Genomic DNA, 17,965 nt, shown 5'->3' with positions numbered 1-17,965 from the left:
AATCGCCGGGGGGACAGGAGGATGGAGCAGAGCGCGATAGCGCGGACGCGCTTTTCCACCGAGGGGCAGTCCAGCCACGAGGGCTGGGAAGGCTGGCGCGGCGTCTTTGCGCCGCTGTTCGACATCCGGGAGGAGAATCCGCCGGACCGGTTCCGTGCGGAAATCGATGTCTTCGATCTGGACACTCTGATCGTGGCGAAGATCGCGTTCGACGGCGTCCAGCAGACGGGGTTCCGGTCGCGCGAGCTGATCCGGCGCAGCGGGCTCGATCATTATGCGATCGAATTATGCCTCGAAAACGACGGCTATCATTGCGAGGGCGACAATGGCGACGCCAAGTTCGGGACCGGCAGCATCGCGGTGCTCGACCTTGGCCAGACCAACAGGCTGCGGTCGCGGAACTCGACCTCGATCACGCTGACGGTGCCTCGCGCGACGCTCGACCGTTGCTGTCCGGGGATCGAGAGATTGCACGCGGTGCGGATCGGCGGGGGCGGTCCCCGGCTGCTCGCCGACCATATGCTGTCGCTGTACCGCAATCTTCCGGCCATGAGCGAAGCGGAGGCCGGCTCGATCGGCGACGCGACGATCGCGCTGGTCGGCGCCTGCCTCGCACCATCTATGGAGCGGACCGAAGAGGCGAGGGGCCTGATCGACCAGACGATGCTCGACCGCGCACGGCGGCATATCGAGGCCCGGCTCGACGATCCGCGGCTGACGCCGACGGCGATCTGCATCGCGGTCGGCACCTCGCGATCGAACCTCTATCACCTGTTCCGCCATTGGGGCGGCGTCGCCCGCTATGTGCAGGAACGGCGGCTGCGGCGTATCCATGCGCTGCTATGCGCGCCGGGCGAGCGGCGCGGCATCTCCGACCTCGCCTATGCCCATGGGTTCACGAGCGCGGCCCATTTCAGCCGCGCGTTCCGCAATCTGTTCGGCTATTCGGCGCGCGACGTCCGGGACCTCGCGCGGATGCGCGCGATCCCGCGCTCCCGGCAAGCCGCGGCGTCGGTGGAAGCCTGGCTGAACCGGCTGCAATCGCATTGATTATTGGCGCATCGCCGCCGCCCCGAAGCGTGCGAAATCCAGACCGGTGGGCTGCTGGAACAGGCGCAGGCCGAATTCGGGCAGGATCGCGATCAGATGGTCGAAGATGTCGCCCTGCACGTCCTCGTGAACCGCCCAGGAGGTGTTCGCGGTATAGGCGTAGATTTCGAGCGGCAGGCCGGTCTCGGTCGGCGCGAGCTGGCGGACGACGAGGAACATGCCTTCCGCCATGTCGCCGCGGTCCTTCAGATAGGCAGTCATATAGGCGCGGAAGGTGCCGATGTTGGTGATGCGGCGCGCGTTCACCGCGTCGCGGGCGCGCTCTGGCCGGGCGGCGTTCCAGGCCGCGATGTCGCTTTCCTTGGCGCCGAGATAGTCGGCGAGCAGCGAAAAGCGCTTCAGCCGCGTCACCTCGTCCGGCTCGAGAAAGCGGATGCTGGTCTGGTCGATGCGCAGCGACCGCTGCATCTTGCGCCCGCCGGTCTCGAACATCGCGCGCCAGTTCTTGTAGCTGTCGGAGATCAGCCGGTGGGTCGGGATGGTGGTGATCGTCTTGTCCCAATTCTGCACCTTCACCGTGTGCAGCGCGATGTCGATCACGTCGCCGTCGGCACCCGCCTGCGGCATTTCGATCCAGTCGCCGACGCGCAGCATGTCGTTCGAGGTGAGCTGGACCGAGGCGACGAGCGAGAGGATCGTGTCCTTGAACACCAGCATCAGCACCGCCGCCATCGCGCCGAGCCCGGAGAGGAGGAGAAGCGGCGACTGGTCCATCAGCACCGCGATGATGAGGATCGCGGCGCCAGCGTAGACGAGGATCTTCAAAAGCTGGACATAGCCCTTGATCGGGCGGCTCGCGGCGTCGGGGCGGCGGTCGTAGACCTGGTTGCCGAGGCCGAGCGCTTTGCTGATCGCCATCGCGACGAACAGGATGATCGACGCCGCCGCGACATTGGCGACGAGCGTGACGAGCGGCGCGGGCAGGTGCGGCACGGCGGCGATGCCGTTCGCGACGATGAGCGCCGGCACGACATTGGCGAGCCGCGCCACGGCGGGAAGCGGGGTGACCCCCTGATGCGGCAGCCAGCGCGTGACGAGGCGCAGCAGGACGTGCTTGACGATGAAATTGGCGACCCAGGCGATGAAGGCGAGCAGCGCGAGACTGGCGAGCGTTTCGGCCCAGGGCGGCAGGTCGGCGAGGAAGGGGATGGTGTCGAAGATCGCGAGGCTTTCGGTCGTGAACTGGCGCATGGCGTCGTGCCCGCGGGGAAGCGGGCTCTGTCTCCTGTGGCTGTGGGTGGAGCGGACAAGGTGCCGATTGCGGCGGCGGCTGTCAAATCATGGGTGGCGGAGCGCCCGCTTCACAGCCCCGCCTTGTCGAACACATGGCCTTCGGGGTCGAGGTCGCGCAGGTCGGTGCCGCGGGTTTCGCGGCCGAAGCGGGCGACGAGGAGGAAGGCGAGGGCGGTCGGCACCGCGATCATCAGCGTGCTGACCGCCAGCGTCGGAACGATCGCGAGGATGGCGAGCGCCTGCGCGAGCACGCCGCCCAGCTTGCTGCATGCGGCGACCCAGCCGGTCGCGCGGCCGCGGATGCGCAGCGCGAAGCTTTCGGCGGCATAGGGCAGGATCATCGCGATGATGCCGTTGCTGCCGACGATCAGCAGCGCGACGGGCAGCACCGGGCTGGCCCCCCGCGCCAGCGCCAGCCACAGCACCCCGCCGAGACCGAGCAGCGTGACCGCGATCGCCGCGAGCACCGATTTCTTGGTGCTCCACGCGCTGTAGATCCAGGCGACGAGGAAGACGGTGGGCAGCGCGATCAGCGCCGAGGCGGCGAGCAGGCGGCTCGACACCTCCATGCTGTAGCCGCGCGCGACCAGTTCGACCGGCAGCCACAGCAGCAGCCCGAAATTGACGAAGCCCCAGCACAGCGCGGTCAGGCTGAGGGCCGCGAGCTTGCCAGCGACCGCGCGCCCGGTGAGCGGCGCGGCGGCGGCGCGCGCGGCGCCCGATGCGCCGTGCGCGACCCGGCGGATGCCCGATCCGAAGCGCGCCATGATCCGCTGCGCCTCTTCGCGCCGGCCGCGCGCCATCAGGAATTTCGCCGATTCGGGAATGAAGACGCCCATCATCACGAGCAGCAGCCCGCTCGGCAGATTGGCGAGCCACAGGATACGCCAACTGAACACCGGTTCGAGCCAGGCGGCGATCAGGCTGGCCGCGGCATAGCCGCCGACCGCGCCGAGTCCGCCGACGAGGACGAGGCTCCAGCCGCGGTGGCGGCTCGGCATCATCTCGGCGAGCAGGGCATAGGTGACGGGCAGCATCCCGCCCGCCGCCGCGCCCATCAGGAAGCACATGCCGACGTTCCACGCCAGCGACGGCATCGCGCCGCAGATCGAGGTGCCGACGAACATGACTGCCGACAGCAGGATCGACGCCTTGCGCCCATAGGCGTCGGCGACCGCGCCCCACAGGAAGGAGCCGAACACGGTGCCGACCAGCGCGAAGAAGGGAACGAGCGAGACGGTTTCGCGCGGCACGCCATATTCGGCGATCATGCCGGGAATGACGAAGCCGAGCGCCGCCGGCTTCATGACGTCGATGATCAGCGCGACGACGAGCACCGCCATCAACCGCCAGTGCGCCCACGACAGGGGCGCATCCTCGGGCGCCGAGACGACCAGTTCGCCCGACGCCGCCATGTGCTGCGCCAGATTGCGCGGGAGCAGGCCCCAGGCGGACAGGCCGATGCCGCCGACGATCAGCCCCATCCCCGCCATCATGCCGTTGTCCATCGGCATGCCGGCCATGCGAAAGCCCATGTCGCGGCCCATCCAGAACATCGGCAGGTGCAGCAGGACGCCGATGGTCACCGCGATAACCCCGACGACGAAAGCCCAGATGCGGCGTTCGCCCCCCGCGGCGCTGGCTTGCACGGTCACTTGAGTCCCCCCCTTCAGTCCGGAAGGTTTCATTCCACAAGCATCGGCGCGCTGCAATTGCATCCGCTTCAAATACGTCTGCATCGGCGGGGCCAGCCCTATCGCCGTCCGCCGCGTTGCGTCCCCGACGGTGAGTGTAAAATTAACCGACACTTCACGCCTCGGCTCTAGGGTCGGCGGCCTGAAAGGGCGCGTCCATTCCATGTTCCGGTTGTTCAAACATTATGTCCCATATGCGGTCGTCTGGCTCGCGTTGATCGAGTTCGCGGCCTTGCTGCTCTCGGCGGAGGCGGCGTGGCATCTTTATGCCCATCTGTCCGATTTCGATGCGGGCCCGATCGGCGATCGATGGCTGCCGCTCTTCACCTTCGCGCTTGCCAACAGCCTCGCGATGATGGCGGTCGGCATGTACGGCACGGCGGCGCTGCGCTGGCTGGGCTTCGCGACCGCGCGGCTGCTCGCGGCGATCTCGCTCGGCGTCATCTTCCTCTCGGTGCTGCGCTTCCTGCTCCCGGCCGCGACGCTTTGGCGTGCGAACAGCTTCTATGCGATGCTCTTTGCGATCGGGGCGCTCTTTCTGATCCGGCTGCTGCTCACGCAGACCGCGGGAGCCGACGCCTTTCGTCGACGTATCCTGGTCCTGGGCGCCGGACCGCGCGCGGCGCGGCTCGCGGCGCTGGCGGCCGAGCCCGGGAGCGGGCTGGTCATCGTCGGCTTCGTCGCCATGCGTGCGAGCGAGACGGCGGTGCCGGGGGCGCTGCCGCGCGCCGCCGTTGCTAGCCTGGCCGACCATGCCGTCGCGCTGGGCGCGGGCGAGGTGGTGCTGGCGATCGAGGACCGGCGCGGCGCACTGCCGCTCGCCGACCTGCTGCGCGTCAAGACGACCGGGGTGCATGTCAACGACATCGCGAGCTTTCTCGAGCGCGAGACGGGGCGCGTCGACCTGGCGACGACCAACCCGAGCGGGCTGATCTTCTCCGACGGCTTTTCGGCGGGGCAGCGGATATCGAAGGCGGGCAAGCGCCTCTTCGACATCGCCGCCAGCCTGATCGTGCTGGTCGTCGGCCTGCCGCTGGTGGTCGTCGCGGGTATCGCGGTGAAGCTCGACAGCAAAGGACCGGTCTTCTATCGCCAGCCGCGCGTCGGGCTGTTCGGCGAACCCTATGACATCGTCAAGATCCGGTCGATGCGGACCGACGCGGAGGCCGCGGGCCAGGCGGTGTGGGCGAGCGAGAATGATCCGCGCATCACCCGCGTCGGCCGCATCATCCGCAAGCTCAGGATCGACGAGTTGCCGCAGACCTGGTGCGTGCTGAAGGGCGAGATGAGCTTTGTCGGCCCGCGCCCCGAGCGGCCGAGCTTCGTCGAGGAACTGACGCGCGAGCTGCCCTTTTATGCCGAGCGGCACATGGTGAAGCCGGGGCTGACCGGCTGGGCGCAGATCAACTATCCCTATGGCGCCTCGGTCGAGGATGCGCGTGCGAAGCTGGAATATGATCTTTATTATGCGAAGAATTATTCGCCCTTCCTCGACCTGCTGATCCTGCTGCAGACGGTGCGCGTCGTGCTGTGGCCCGAGGGCGCGCGCTGAGCGTGGGGCCGCTTTCCGCCTTGTCGGACCTGTTGGCGGCCGCCGCGCTGGCGGGCTTCGCCGGCGCGACGCTGTGGCTGCTGGCACGGCCGCGGCGGCGGATGGCGGCGCTGATGCCGGCGCCGCGCTGGCTGATCGCGGCGGCGGCGGCGACGGCGCTCTGGTGCCTGCCGGTCTGGCTGTTCGGCCCCGGATCGAACGAGGCGCTGGTCGGCCGGATGCTGCGCGACATCGCGTGGCTCGGCTGGCTCGGCGCGACCTTCTGGACCGAGCGGGCGCCGATGTCGCGTCCGCTGCGGCTGATCCGGCGCCTGCTCGTCACCATCTGCGTCGTCGCGACCGCCGCCGCGGCCGTCGCGCAGGCGAGCGGCAGCCTGCTCGCGCAGCCGGCGATGGCACCCGGCCTCGCGCTCGTCGCGATGATCGCGGCGGTGGGCGGCCTGCTGCTCGTCGACAGCGGGGTGCGCCACGGCAGCGCCGGGCTGCGCATGCCGCTGCTCGCGGTGGCGGGCGGCTTCGCGATGCTGTGGGGCTATGAACTCAACGTCCAGCTCATCGGCGCGCTGACCGGGCAGCGCGCGACGACGCTGCTGCTGCTGTCGCCCGCGGTCGCGCTGCTGCTGCTGCCGACCTTCGTGATCGCCGCGATGGACATCGGGCGCGAGCGGATGCGGCTGTCGCGCACCGCGGCGATGCGGGCGATCGTCCTGCTTGGCGCGGCGGCCTATCTGGTGCTGATCGGCCTCGCGGGCGCGGTCGCGCGGGTGGCCGGCGGGGATTATGGCGAGCTGGCGCAGGGGTTGTTCCTTTGCGTCGCGCTCGGTGCCGGGGGGCTGCTCTTTCTGTCGGCGCGCGCGCGGGCGTGGCTGTCGGTGACCATCTCCAAACATTTCTTCGAGCATCGCTATGATTATCGCACCGAATGGATGCGCTTCACCGCGACGCTGGCCGAGACGGGGACGGAAACGGGCGGGAGCCTTCATCGCCGCACCGCCGAGGCGCTTGCCGAACTGACCGGGAGTCCCGCCGCGCTGCTGATGCTGCCCGACGCGCAGGGCGGCTTTCGCATCGCCGAGGCGTGGCGATGGCCCGATGCGCTCGATCCGGAGGCGTTCGGCGGCGAGGCGGCGTTGTCGCTGCGCTGTGCCTTCATGCTGCAGGAAACGCAGCATATAGTCGATCTCGACGCATTGCGCCGCGGCGGCGGGCAGATGGCGGAGGATCTGGCGATCCCCGCCTGGCTGCTGGCCGAGGAGCGCGCCTGGGTGGTCGTGCCGCTGCTCCATTTCCAGCGGATGATCGCGGCGGCGGTGCTCCAGCGGCCGGCGGCGGCGCGCGCGCTCGACTGGGAGGACCTCGACGTGCTGCGCATCGCGGGGCGGCAGGCGGCGAGCTATCTTGCCGAATCGCAGAGCCAGGCGGCGCTGTCGGAGGCGCAGCGCTTCGACGAGTTCAACCGCCGCTTCGCGTTCATCATGCACGACATCAAGAATCTGGCGAGCCAGCTTTCGCTGCTCGCGCGCAATGCCGAACGTCACGCCGACAAGCCCGAATTCCGCGCCGACATGGTCGCGACGCTGAAAGGCTCGGCGGGCCGCCTCTCCGGCCTGCTCGCCCGCCTGTCCCCGCGCGCGCCGGGCCGCGCCGCCGAGGCGGGGCGGGTGCTGATCGAGCCGCTGCTCAGCGCCGTCGCCGAGGAAAGGCGGCCGCGGCACGCGGTGTTCGCCGGATGCGAAACCGGCCTTGCCGCCTGGGGCGATGCCGCCGCGATCGGCCAGATCGTCCGGCATCTGGTCGACAATGCGATCGACGCATCGCCACCCGACCGTCCGGTCCAGATCGTCGCGGCGAGCGAGGCGGGGCAGGTGCGGATCGAGGTGATCGACGAAGGTCGCGGGATGACCCGCGATTTCGTGCAGCGCGAGCTGTTCAAGCCCTTCGTCTCGACCAAGGTGGCGGGCTTCGGGCTCGGCGCCTTCGAGGCGCTGCAACTGGCGCAGGCGATGGGTGGAACGATCGAGGTGGCGAGCGAGGCGGGGAAGGGGAGCTGCTTCGCCCTGCGGCTGCCGCATACCGATGCGGGGGCGCGGAGCGCGGAAGCCGTGATGAAGGAAGCGAGTTGACGATGAGTGGGGGGACCGAACAACATATTCTGCTGGTGGTCGAGGATGACCCGGGGCTGCAGACGCAGCTCAAATGGGCCTATGACGATTATACGGTGCTGATCGCCGGCGACCATGACGCGGCGATGGAATTGCTGCGCGCCGAGGAGCCGGCGGTGGTGACGCTCGACCTTGGTCTGCCGCCCGACCCCGACGGGACGCACGAAGGGTTTCGCCTGCTGCGTGCGATCCTGGAGACGAAGCCCGACACCAAGGTCATCGTCGTGTCGGGACATGGCGAGCGCGACAGCGCGCTGCGGGCGATCGCGGACGGGGCGTGGGATTTCTATCAGAAGCCGATCGATATCGAGGAGCTGGGGCTGATCGTCCGCCGCGCCTTTCATGTTCGCGATCTGGAGGTCGAGAATGCCCGGCTCGCCGAGGCGAGGGCGAGCGACAATCGCGTGCTCGGCGGAATGATGACCGGCGCGCCCGAGATGCTGAAGGTCGCGCGGACGATCGAGCGCGTCGCGAACCTCGACGTGTCGGTGATGCTGCTCGGCGCGAGCGGCACCGGCAAGGAACTGCTCGCGCGCGGCCTGCATCAGACGAGCGCGCGGCGCGACGGTGCCTTCGTCGCGATCAACTGCGCCGCCATCCCCGAAAATCTGCTCGAAAGCGAATTGTTCGGGCACGAAAAGGGGGCGTTCACCGGCGCGGTCAAGACGACCGAGGGCAAGATCGAGCTGGCGCACGGCGGCACTCTGTTCCTCGACGAGGTCGGCGACATTCCGCTGCCCTTGCAGGTCAAGCTGCTGCGTTTCCTTCAGGAACGGACGATCGAGCGCATCGGCGGGCGCAAGGCGATCGCGGTCGATACGCGGATCGTCTGCGCGACCCACCGCGATCTCGACGCGATGATCGCCGCGGGCAGCTTTCGCGACGACCTTTATTATCGGCTGGCCGAAATGGTGGTGAAGATCCCCGCGCTTGCGGATCGGCCAGGCGACGCGGTGCTGCTCGCGCGCCATTTCCTTCACCAATATGCGCCCGAGATGAGCCCCGGCGTTCGCGGCTTCGCGCCCGATGCCTTGCAGGCGATCGACGAGGCGCGCTGGCCGGGCAATGTCCGTGAGCTGGAAAACCGGGTCAAGCGCGCGGTCATCATGGCGGACGGCAAGCTGGTGACGAAGGACGATCTCGACCTGGCGGGCGGCGCGGCGGACGGGGCGGACGAAGAAGCGTGGCTCAACCTGCGCAGCGCCCGCGAGGCGGCCGATCGCGTCGCGATCCGCCGCGCGATGACGCAGAGCGAGGGCAATATCTCGGCCGCCGCGAAGCTGCTCGGGATCAGCCGGCCGACGCTCTATGACCTGCTCAGGCAATATCGGATGCAGGCCTGAATGACGAAGCGCCGCCTCTGGTCCGGCGCGCTGCTGGGCGCGGCGCTGTTGCTCGCCGGGTGCGGCGGGTCGCGGCCCGACGATGCGCGCGCGGCGCTGGAACGGCAGCGCGCGGCGCTGGAGGACGCGATCGCCGACAATCCGGAGGCGGTGGTCGAGCGCGTGGCGCTGGCGCGCGTCGCGACGCGGCTCGGCGACGGCGTCGCGGCCGAGGCGGCGGTGAAGGAGGCGCTGGCAGCAGGCGGCAATGCCGCGGTGCTGCGTCCGCTGCTCGCGCGCGCCTATGCGATGCAGGATGACGGGAGGCGGGCGCTCGCGGTGCTCGACGCCGGCCCGATCGCGGCCGACATGGCGGGCGAGGCGGCGTGGGTCGCCGCCGACGTGCATCTGGCGGACGGCGATCTCGGCGCGGCGCGCGCGGCGCTCGACCGGGCGGTGCGCGAACTGCCGCACGAGGCGGCGCTGTGGGTCGACGTCGCGCGGTTCCGCGAGGCGAGCGCCGACACGCTCGGCGCGCGCGATGCGGTCGACTATGCCATCGAGCTCGACCCGACGAACAGCGCCGCATTCGCGCTCAAGGCCAATCTGATCCGCGACCAGCAGGGGCTGACGGCGGCGCTCGATTGGTACGACAAGGCGCTCGCCGCCGATCCGGGCAATGCCGAGGCGCTGATCGACCAGGCGGCGACGCTGGGCGACCTCGGCCGCTATCGCGACATGCTGACCGCGCTGCGCCGGGCGGCGGCGATCGTGCCCGGCGAGCCGCGGCTCTATTATCTGCAAGCCGTGCTGGCGGCGCGCGCCGGGCGCTTCGCGCTCGCGCGCAGCCTGCTCCAGCGCACGCGCGGGCAAATGGATGACGAGCCAGGCTTCCTGCTGCTGAGTGCGATCGTCGAGCTCGAACTCGGCGGGCAGGCGCTGTCGGCGAGCTGGTCGGAACGGCTGGTCGAGGCGCAGCCGCACAATTTCACCGCACGGCGCCTGCTGGCGGCGGCGAACTGGGCCGATGCCGACAGCGAGGGTGCGGCGGAGGCGCTGGCGCCGATCGTCGCGCGCGCCGATGCCGATAGCTGGTCGCTGCTGCTCGCCGCGCGCGTCGCCGCCGAGCGCGGGCGGATGCAGGAATCGGCGGCGCTCCAGGCGCGCGCGGCGGCGCTTTCACCCGGCGAGGCGGCGCCTTTCGCGCTCGACGGGGACGATACACTGGTGGCGATGGCGGCCGATGCGGCGCCGCTCGACCCGTCGAAGGCGATCCCGGCGATCTCCGCCGACATCGCGCACGACCGGTTCGCCCGCGCCATCGCGCGCGCGACGAAGCTGCGCGACGCCAATCCCGGCGTCGCCGACGCGCATCTGCTGTTCGGCGACGCGGCGATGGCGGGCGGGCGCTATGAGCTTGCGGTCGCGGCCTATCGCAAGGCGCGCGACCTCGATGCGGGCGAGGCGCCGGCGCTGCGCCTCGCCAACGCGCTGTTCCGCGCGGGCGACCCGGCGGGGTCGGGCGCCGCCGTCCTCGCGCTGCGCGACAGCCAGCCGTCGAGCGTTGCCGCCGACCGGCTTGCCGCGGCGCTGGCGATGGACATGGAGCGGTGGGATCAGGCGATCGCGCATCTGGATCGGGTACGCCGCCGCATCGGCGACCGCGACGTTGTCGTGCTGCGCGATCTCGCGCGCGCCTGGATGGCGAAGGGCGATCCCGTCCGCGCGCTGCCGCTCGCCGCGCGCGCCTATCGGTTGCAGCCGCTGAACGGGGAGATCATGCTGCTCTATGCCGAACTGCTGGCCGGGCAGGGCGATGCGAAGAATGCCGAGGCGCTGCGCGACAAGGCGGCGCAGATCGGGCGGTAAGGATTGCCCTTATCCGTCATTGCTTCGCTTCGCTCGCAATGACGATGAAGAGTTACGCCTCGGTCAGATCGAGCAAGGTGCGCGCGTCGAGGCCGATGCGGCGAATCTGCTGCGCGACGGGGGGCCAGATGTTGGTCAGGAAATCCTGACGCATCAGGTCGCGCAGCCGCTCGGTCGCGCCCGCCGCGACGAACATGCCGACCCCGCGCTTCACCGTGACCAGCCCCTCGTCCTGAAAGGTCTGATAGGCCTTGGCGACGGTCAGCGGGTTCGCGCCTTCCTCCGCGGCGAGGGCGCGGACCGACGGCAGCATGTCGCCGTCGCGATAGGTGCCGTCGAGGATGGCGTTGGCGATCACATCGCGCAGGCGCTGGTAAACGGGCTTGGTCTGGTCGAGCATGCCGCTTTAATGCCATAAGACAGCAGCACAGTCAAATCGGTGATCGTTACCGATTTTCCCTCATGGGCGATATTATATGTCCCATTGACTCACCACGGCATCATAATCCGGTCGCGGCCGTTCCTTGAGCGGGTCGCCGGGGGTGCCGAAGAAGAAATAGCCGGTGACGGTCTCGCCCTCGCCGACACCGAAGGCGGCCGCGACCGCGGGGCTGTAGGCTGCCCATCCGGTCAGCCAGCTTCCGACATAGCCGTGGGCATGGGCGGCGTGGAGCAGGTTCATGCCGAGCGCGCCCGCCGACATCTGCTGTTCCCAGACCGGAATCTTGCTGTCCCGGACGGGCGCGGAGATCAGCACGAGAAGGCTGGGTGCCTGATGCGCGAACTGATCGAGCGGGGAAAGATCCTTCCCCTCGGCGCCCGGATTCTCGGCGACCCAGGCGCGCTTGAGGAGCGCGGCAAAGGTCTCGCGCTGGTCGTCGGCGATCGTGACGATGCGCCACGGCGCGAGCTTGCCATGGTCGGGCGTGCGCAGCGCGAGCGCGATGATGGCGCGCAATTCGGCGGTGTCGGGCCCCGGCGCGATCATGTCGCGCGCCTTGCCCGAGCGGCGGGTGGCGAGGTGCGAGCGAAGCGAGGAGATGTCGTTGAACATGGCGGGGCATGTGGGCCTTTTGCGAAGCTTTCGCAAGAGTGCGGGGCGCCGGCCAAACCGGTTTCACGCGCAATTAGATTCTTCCATTGCGCAATTTTCGCGCTAGGTTGGCCGGATAACCGCGGTGGGGAGCCGCGAAACAGCCATCAGGGAATAGGGACGCTCGCATGAAAGATATTGGCCTTTGGGATGAAGGAGACTGGCTCGCCGTCGCGGCGCTGGTCGTCCTGGGCGTCTTCCTCAGCGTCGGCGCGTTGATCGCCGGCAGCAAGAAGCCCGAATTCGCCGGCCATCCCAAGGGCCTCTACATGCTCTTCTTCGCCGAGATGTGGGAGCGTTTCTCCTATTACGGCATGCGCGCGCTGCTGATCTTCTATCTGACGCAGCACTGGCTGTTCTCGGACTCCAAATCGAACCTGATCTATGGCGCCTATACCGCGCTCGTCTATATCACCCCGGTGCTCGGCGGCTATCTGGCCGACCGCTATCTGGGGCAGCGCAAGGCGGTGCTGTTCGGCGGCATCCTCCTGTCGCTGGGCCATCTGTTCATGGCGTTCGAGGGCGATCACGGCATCACCGAAGCCGCCACCAAGCAGGCCGATCCCGCGATCAACATCTTCTGGCTCGCGCTTGCCCTCATCATCGTCGGATCGGGCTTTCTGAAAGCCAATATCTCGGTGATGGTCGGCCAGCTCTATCGGCTGACCGACCTGCGCCGCGACGCGGCCTATACGATCTTCTACATGGGCATCAACGTCGGCGCTGCGCTCGGCACCATCCTCGTCGGCTATCTGGGACAGCGGATTGGCTGGTCCTATGGCTTCGGCCTCGCCGGCATCGGCATGGTCGCGGGGCTGATCGTCTTCGTGCTCGGCAAGAAGGTGCTGCTCGGCGCGGGCGAGGCCCCCGCGCCGCTGTCGCGCGGCAAGGAAATGTCGGTCTATGGCGCCGGCGTCGCCGCGGTCGCGGTGATGTGGGCGCTCGTCCAGTATCAGGATGTGATTCAGACGCTGCTGATCATCTCCGGCGTCGCGCTGCTCGGCTATGTCCTTTATGAGAGCTTCAAGCTGCCGAAGGAGCCGCGCGAGCGCATGTTCGCCATCCTGTTCCTGATCGCCCTGAATCCGCTGTTCTGGGGCCTGTTCGAACAGGCGGGCGGCAGCTTCAACCTCTATACCGATCGTTATGTCGATATCGGCGGGGTGCCGGCGTCGGTGTTCCAGTCGATCAACCCCATCTATATCATCCTGTTCGCGCCGGTGATCGCGGGCCTCTGGCAATGGCTGGGCAAGCGCGGGCTGGAGCCGTCGGCGCCCGCCAAATTCGCACTGGCGCTCGCGCAGGTCGGGATCGGCTTCCTCGTCTTCGTCTGGGGCGCGAAGGGCGCCGGGATGGAGGTGATGACCCCGGTGATCTTCGTTTTCCTGCTCTATCTGCTCCACACGACGGGCGAGCTTTGCCTGTCGCCGGTCGGCCTGTCGGCGATGAACCGGCTCGCGCCCTCCTATCTCGCGTCGCTCATCATGGGCGCCTGGTTCTACATGACTGCGGTCGGCAATTTCGTCGCCGGCAAGATCGGCGAGGCGACCGGGGGCGAGAGCGGCGAGATGTCGAAGGAAGCGACCCTCGCCATCTATAACGAGATCGGCTGGATCACGCTGGGCGTCAGTGTCGTCGTGCTCGCCTTGTCGCCGATCGTGAAGCGGTGGATGCACCTCGACACGCTGCGCGACCGCGAGGGGGATATCCCCGGCGCGAGCGAGGTCGGCGAGGCGGAGGCCGCCGGCACGCACCCCGAACCTCGGCCGGCGAACTGAGCATGGTCAAGGGAGTGAGGGGAAGCCTGCTCGCCGCGACGCTGCTCGCCGTGACGGGCTGCGCGGCGTCGGACCGTGCGCCGCAGACCGCGTCGGACGCACCCGCGGCCGCGCCGGACAAGAAACCCGATCGGTCGATCAGCGATCCCTATCCGTCGACCTATCACGCCTATCCGGCCGCGCCGACCGCGGTGCGCGGCGTCACGGTCTTCGACGGCGAAGGCGGGCGGATCGAGCAGGGCACGGTGCTGCTGGCCGACGGCAAGGTCGAGCGGGTCGGCGGTCCCGATCTGGCGATTCCCGAAACCTATCGGGTGATCGACGGCACGGGCAAATATCTGACCCCCGGCGTCATCGACGTGCACAGCCATCTGGGCGACTATCCAACCCCCAGCGTCGCCGCGCACGACGACGGCAACGAGGCGACGAGCCCGACGACCGCCGAAGTATGGGTCGAGCACAGCGTCTGGCCGCAGGACCCCGGCTTCACCCGCGCGCTCGCCAACGGCGGCATCACGACGCTCCAGATACTGCCGGGCAGCGCGAACCTGATCGGCGGCCGTTCGGTCGTGCTCAAGAATGTCCCGGCGCGCACGGTACAGGGGATGAAATTTCCCGGTGCGCCCTATGGCCTGAAAATGGCGTGCGGCGAGAATCCGAAACGGGTTTATGGCGCCAAGGGCCGGATGCCCTCGACCCGCATGGGCAATTTCGCCGTCGACCGCGCGACCTGGGCCAAGGCGGTCGCCTACAAGAAGAAGCTCGACAGCGGCAAGGCGGTCGACCGCGACCTGGCGATGGAGACGCTCGCCGGGGTGCTGTCGGGCGACATCCTCGTCCACAATCACTGTTATCGCGCCGACGAAATGGCGCTGGTCATCGATATGAGCCACGAGTTCGGTTACAAGGTCACCGCCTTTCATCACGCGGTCGAGGCCTATAAAATCCCCGATCTGCTGAAGAAGGAAGGGATTTGCGCCGCGATGTGGGCCGACTGGTGGGGCTTCAAGATGGAAGCCTATGACGCGGTGCCGGAGAATATCGCGCTGGTGAACCAGGCGGGCGCCTGCACCATCGTCCATTCGGACGACGAGAACCAGATCCAGCGGCTGAACCAGGAAGCGGCGAAGGCGCTTGCCGCCGGGCGCCGCATGGGGATGCGGATCAGCGACGAACAGGCATGGACCTGGCTGGCGATCAACCCCGCGAAGGCGCTGGGCATCGCCGAGCGGACGGGCAGTCTGAAGCCGGGCAAGATGGCCGACGCGGTGCTGTGGAACGGCAATCCGTTCAGCGCCTATACGCGGCCCGAAAAGGTGTGGATCGACGGCGCGCTGATGTTCGACGCGCTGGACCGCAAGCGCCGTCCGGTCAGCGATTTCGAGCTGGGGCAGCCGGGCGAAGGGGATGTGAAATGATCCGCGCGCTGATGCTTTCGGCCGCCGCGCTCATCGCCTTGCCCGCGGCCGCGCAGGATATCGCGATCACCAATGCGAAGCTCGTCATCGGCGACGGCAGTGCGCCGATCGAGGGCGGAACCGTGGTCGTGCGCGGCGGCAAGGTCGTCGCGGCGGGCGCGCGCATCGCGGTGCCGGCGGGCGTCGAGACGGTCGATGCCGAGGGCCGCTATGTCACGCCCGGTATCGTCGCCGCCTTCAGCCGCGTCGGGCTGACCGAGGTCGATGCGGTGAGCGGCAGCAACGACCGCTCGGCGCCGCGCACGCGCTTTTCGGCGGGGCTCGACATCGCCCCCGCGCTCAACCCGATGGGATCGCCGATCGCGGTCAACCGCGCCGCCGGGGTCACGCGCGCGATCGTCGCGCCGGGCGGCAGCAGCAATCTGTTCGCGGGGCAGGGCGCGGTCGTCGACCTGGGCGACGACATGGCGATGGTGACCAGGCCGCGCGCGCTGGAATATGTCGCCTTCGGGGAGGATGGCGCGGCAAAGGCGGGCGGCAGCCGGGCCGCGACCTTCCTGCTGTTTCGCGAGCAATTGCTGGCGGCGCGCAGCTATGCCCGCAATTCCGCGGCGCTCGCCGAATGGGGCAATGACGCGATGATCCAGCGCGCCGATGCCGAGGCGCTGGTGCGGGTGATCGACGGCGCGACGCCGCTGTTCGTGCGTGTTGACCGCGCCGCCGACATCCTGAACGTGCTGGGGCTGAAGCGCGATTTTCCGGCGCTGAAGCTGGTGCTCGTCGGCGCGACCGAGGGCTGGCTCGTCGCACCGCAGATCGCGGCGGCGAAGGTGCCGGTGCTGGTGTCGCCGCTCACCGATCTGCCGGGCAGTTTCGAACGGCTCGGCGCGACCCAGTCGAACGCCGGGCGGATGACGGCGGCGGGGATCGACGTGTCGGTCGGAGTCTTCGACGACGACGATGCGCACAAGATGGGCTATGCGACGCAATATGCGGGCAATCTGGTCGGCCTGACGAAAATCCCGGGCGCCAGTGGCCTGTCGTGGGATCAGGCCTTCGCCGCGATCAGCAGCGCGCCGGCGCGCGCGGTCGGGATGGGCGACCGGATCGGCTCGCTGAAACCCGGCCGTGTCGGCGACGTCGTGATCTGGGACCATGATCCGCTCGAACTCGGCAGCCGACCGACCGCCGTGTGGATCGACGGCAAGCGCCAGTCGCTGACGACGCGGCAGGACCGCCTGCGCGACCGCTATGCCGATCCGGTGGAAGGAAGCCTGCCCAACGCCTATGATTGGTAAAGGCCGCGCCTGACCGACGCGGCACCGAGGAAGGGAGACGGGCCGTGCAACCCATGTCGCTGTTGATCGTCACCGGTATCCTGTTCGTCGGGTCGCACCTGCTGCTCTCGCATCCGCTGCGTGCGCCGCTGGCCGACCGGATGGGCGAGCGGGCCTTTCAGATCGTCTATTCGGTGGTCGCGGTCGCGACGCTGATCCTGGTCGTGCAGGCGTGGCGCGGCATGCCGCCCGAGCCGCCGCTGTGGGTCGTCGACGACCCGCTGTGGGCGCTCGCCTCGCTGATCGTGCTGTTCGCGAGCATCCTGTTCATGGGGTCGCTGATCGGCAACCCGGCGCTGCCCGCGCCCGGCGCCGCCTTTGCCGCGCAGGCCGCGCCGCGCGGGGTGTTCGCGATCACCCGCCATCCGATGATGTGGGCCTTTGCGCTGTGGGCCTTCGCGCACGCGCTGGCGATGCCGACGCCGGCGCAAATCGTCCTGTCGGCCATCATCGCCGTCCTCGCGCTCGTCGGTTCGGCGGGGCAGGACGCCAAGAAGGCGCGGCTGATGGGCGATGCCTGGCGCCATTGGGCGGCGCGGACCAGCTTCATACCCTTTGCGCGGCAGGTCAGCGGGATCACGCCCTGGGGCGACGCCATCCCGCGCGGCCATGCGCTCGCCGGCGGGCTCGTGCTCTGGCTGGTCGCCACCTGGGCGCACGGCGCGCTGGGCACTATGGCGGCGGGCATCTGGCGCTGGATCGGCGGATGAAACAGGACGAGCAGATGTCCGATCTGGCGCTGCGATTGCTCGGCTGCGCCTATGACGAACTCGACGCGGCCGAGCAGCGCGTCATCCGTGCGATCGCCGAGCGCGCGCCGACCAGCCGCGACGCGGCGGGCGACGACGAGGTGACGACGCGGCCCGGCCTCGGCCCGCGCCTGGCCGACAAGGTTGCCGCGGTCGGCGGTTCGTGGGGCTTCATCATCGGCTTTTCGCTCGTGCTGTTCGCCTGGATGCTCATCAATTCGAAGGCGCTCGAGCATCTGGGGCTGACCTTCGACCCCTATCCCTTCATCTTCCTCAACCTGATGCTGTCGATGCTCGCGGCGATCCAGGCGCCGGTCATCATGATGAGCCAGAACCGCCAGGCGGCGAAGGACCGGCTGACCGAAAAGCTCGATTACGAAATCAACCTGCGCGCCGAGCTGGAAATCATGCGGCTGCATGAAAAGATCGACCAGATGCGGATCAGCGAGCTGGCGGAGAAGGTCGATGCGCTGTGCGCGCGGATGGAGGCGAGGGGTTGAATGGGATGGCGGCATAGAGGCGGTTTGGGGGTAGGGAGCGGTCATCCATTCCCCTTCGTCATCCCGGACTTGATCCGGGATCCCGCTTTTTGGGGCACCGAGTGGCTTGGGTATCGAGCGGGACCCCGGATCAAGTCCGGGGTGACGA

General features: G+C 68.7%; 14 protein-coding genes. 10 read left to right on the top strand and 4 right to left on the bottom strand.

The features are described from left to right. Positions 1 to 21 precede the first annotated feature (21 nt). A complete protein-coding gene (locus FHR21_RS07715; protein ID WP_184096939.1) occupies positions 22 to 1,050 on the top strand; it encodes a helix-turn-helix domain-containing protein in 1,029 nt (342 codons plus the stop codon). Here the strand turns inward: FHR21_RS07715 and FHR21_RS07710 are convergent, their stop codons facing one another. Both FHR21_RS07710 and FHR21_RS07705 read right to left on the bottom strand, forming a co-directional pair. Next, positions 1,051 to 2,301 (bottom strand): mechanosensitive ion channel family protein, encoded by a 1,251-nt coding sequence (locus tag FHR21_RS07710; protein WP_184096937.1) that lies wholly within the window; start codon positions 2,299 to 2,301, stop codon positions 1,051 to 1,053. It abuts the gene before it with no gap. 110 nt (positions 2,302 to 2,411) lie between these two features. Beyond that, positions 2,412 to 3,998: an MFS transporter gene (locus tag FHR21_RS07705; protein ID WP_338113101.1), complete on the bottom strand. Its 1,587-nt coding sequence runs from the start codon at positions 3,996 to 3,998 to the stop codon at positions 2,412 to 2,414. A 202-nt stretch (positions 3,999 to 4,200) separates the two neighbouring features. Between FHR21_RS07705 and FHR21_RS07700 the strand changes: the two genes are divergently transcribed. From FHR21_RS07700 to FHR21_RS07685, 4 genes are read left to right on the top strand one after another with little or no spacing between them, the layout of a single operon-like run. After that, positions 4,201 to 5,589 carry a TIGR03013 family XrtA/PEP-CTERM system glycosyltransferase gene (locus tag FHR21_RS07700; RefSeq protein ID WP_184096933.1) on the top strand — a complete coding sequence of 463 codons (1,389 nt, stop codon included), beginning with the start codon at positions 4,201 to 4,203 and terminating at the stop codon, positions 5,587 to 5,589. Between the two features lie 2 nt (positions 5,590 to 5,591). Next, complete coding sequence (gene prsK, locus FHR21_RS07695) at positions 5,592 to 7,712, top strand: XrtA/PEP-CTERM system histidine kinase PrsK (RefSeq protein ID WP_338113100.1); 2,121 nt, start codon at positions 5,592 to 5,594, stop codon at positions 7,710 to 7,712. Positions 7,713 to 7,714: 2 nt separating this feature from the next. Further along, on the top strand, positions 7,715 to 9,094 hold the full coding sequence (prsR, locus tag FHR21_RS07690) for a PEP-CTERM-box response regulator transcription factor (protein WP_184096929.1): 1,380 nt from the start codon (positions 7,715 to 7,717) through the stop codon (positions 9,092 to 9,094). Then, a complete protein-coding gene (locus FHR21_RS07685) occupies positions 9,095 to 10,942 on the top strand; it encodes a tetratricopeptide repeat protein (RefSeq protein ID WP_184096927.1) in 1,848 nt (615 codons plus the stop codon). Between the two features lie 52 nt (positions 10,943 to 10,994). Here FHR21_RS07685 and FHR21_RS07680 read toward each other — a convergent pair whose 3' ends face one another. Next, positions 10,995 to 11,342, bottom strand: coding sequence for a GntR family transcriptional regulator (locus FHR21_RS07680; protein ID WP_184096925.1), 348 nt, complete (start codon positions 11,340 to 11,342; stop codon positions 10,995 to 10,997). Between the two features lie 72 nt (positions 11,343 to 11,414). After that, on the bottom strand, positions 11,415 to 11,996 hold the full coding sequence (locus tag FHR21_RS07675) for a nitroreductase family protein (RefSeq protein ID WP_184096923.1): 582 nt from the start codon (positions 11,994 to 11,996) through the stop codon (positions 11,415 to 11,417). Between the two features lie 167 nt (positions 11,997 to 12,163). Between FHR21_RS07675 and FHR21_RS07670 the strand changes: the two genes are divergently transcribed. The 5 genes from FHR21_RS07670 to FHR21_RS07650 are packed head-to-tail and all read left to right on the top strand — an operon-like array spanning position 12,164 to position 17,817. After that, on the top strand, positions 12,164 to 13,813 hold the full coding sequence (locus FHR21_RS07670; RefSeq protein ID WP_184096921.1) for a peptide MFS transporter: 1,650 nt from the start codon (positions 12,164 to 12,166) through the stop codon (positions 13,811 to 13,813). Positions 13,814 to 13,815: 2 nt separating this feature from the next. Beyond that, positions 13,816 to 15,231, top strand: coding sequence for an amidohydrolase (locus FHR21_RS07665; protein ID WP_184096919.1), 1,416 nt, complete (start codon positions 13,816 to 13,818; stop codon positions 15,229 to 15,231). After that, the gene (locus tag FHR21_RS07660; RefSeq protein WP_184096917.1) at positions 15,228 to 16,529 is read left to right on the top strand and encodes an amidohydrolase family protein; all 1,302 of its coding nucleotides are present in this window, start codon (positions 15,228 to 15,230) and stop codon (positions 16,527 to 16,529) included. The genes FHR21_RS07665 and FHR21_RS07660 overlap by 4 nt, the downstream gene beginning before the upstream one ends. Positions 16,530 to 16,573: 44 nt before the next feature. Further along, entirely contained in the window at positions 16,574 to 17,278 is a 705-nt protein-coding gene (locus FHR21_RS07655; protein ID WP_338113098.1) for an NnrU family protein, read from the top strand. Next, a complete protein-coding gene (locus FHR21_RS07650) occupies positions 17,275 to 17,817 on the top strand; it encodes a DUF1003 domain-containing protein (protein ID WP_184096915.1) in 543 nt (180 codons plus the stop codon). The genes FHR21_RS07655 and FHR21_RS07650 overlap by 4 nt, the downstream gene beginning before the upstream one ends. Positions 17,818 to 17,965 lie beyond the last annotated feature (148 nt).

The organism is Sphingopyxis panaciterrulae (genome assembly GCF_014199295.1).
GTDB lineage: Bacteria > Pseudomonadota > Alphaproteobacteria > Sphingomonadales > Sphingomonadaceae > Sphingopyxis > Sphingopyxis panaciterrulae.
The sequence above is the reverse complement of the archived record's forward strand: the minus strand, read 5'-3'. Positions and strand labels throughout refer to the sequence as shown.

Coding starts and splice junctions, on each gene's coding strand:
- prsR (WP_184096929.1), top strand. CDS start 7,715: ATGAGTGGGGGGACCGAACAACATATTCTGCTGGTGGTCGAGGATGAC.
- FHR21_RS07660 (WP_184096917.1), top strand. CDS start 15,228: ATGATCCGCGCGCTGATGCTTTCGGCCGCCGCGCTCATCGCCTTGCCC.
- FHR21_RS07715 (WP_184096939.1), top strand. CDS start 22: ATGGAGCAGAGCGCGATAGCGCGGACGCGCTTTTCCACCGAGGGGCAG.
- FHR21_RS07675 (WP_184096923.1), bottom strand. CDS start 11,996: ATGTTCAACGACATCTCCTCGCTTCGCTCGCACCTCGCCACCCGCCGC.
- FHR21_RS07665 (WP_184096919.1), top strand. CDS start 13,816: ATGGTCAAGGGAGTGAGGGGAAGCCTGCTCGCCGCGACGCTGCTCGCC.
- FHR21_RS07710 (WP_184096937.1), bottom strand. CDS start 2,301: ATGCGCCAGTTCACGACCGAAAGCCTCGCGATCTTCGACACCATCCCC.
- FHR21_RS07685 (WP_184096927.1), top strand. CDS start 9,095: ATGACGAAGCGCCGCCTCTGGTCCGGCGCGCTGCTGGGCGCGGCGCTG.
- FHR21_RS07670 (WP_184096921.1), top strand. CDS start 12,164: ATGAAAGATATTGGCCTTTGGGATGAAGGAGACTGGCTCGCCGTCGCG.
- FHR21_RS07650 (WP_184096915.1), top strand. CDS start 17,275: ATGAAACAGGACGAGCAGATGTCCGATCTGGCGCTGCGATTGCTCGGC.
- FHR21_RS07700 (WP_184096933.1), top strand. CDS start 4,201: ATGTTCCGGTTGTTCAAACATTATGTCCCATATGCGGTCGTCTGGCTC.
- FHR21_RS07680 (WP_184096925.1), bottom strand. CDS start 11,342: ATGCTCGACCAGACCAAGCCCGTTTACCAGCGCCTGCGCGATGTGATC.